At 66.0% G+C, this 238-nt stretch carries 1 protein-coding gene; it reads right to left on the reverse strand.

Translation table 11 applies throughout. The features are described 5' to 3' along the window. Positions 1-238: hypothetical protein (locus tag SB724_RS21710; protein ID WP_410573133.1), on the reverse strand; the 238-nt coding region annotated here is incomplete at both ends.

A 238-nucleotide genomic window follows, 5' to 3' on the forward strand; every position in this document is an offset into this window, starting at 1 on the left:
GCCAGGCCGGTGTTGTCGCCGGCCGGCACAGGTTCGGTTCCTTCGCGGGGAACCGGGAAGGACGGGAAGTTGGTCCCCGGCTGCAGCGGAGCACTGCCCCACAGCTTGTAGTTTTCGCGCGGAGACAACTGGACAAGCGTCAGCACCTGCGGCACCACGTTGCCATCGCCCTGGGTCAGGGCAAAGACGGTGCGGGGCCACTCACGCTTGGTGCTGATGACGCTGCTCTGAAGCTTGG

Origin of the sequence: Bacillus sp. SIMBA_031, from assembly GCF_046535225.1 — a bacterium.
Taxonomy (GTDB): domain Bacteria; phylum Bacillota; class Bacilli; order Bacillales; family Bacillaceae; genus Bacillus; species Bacillus velezensis.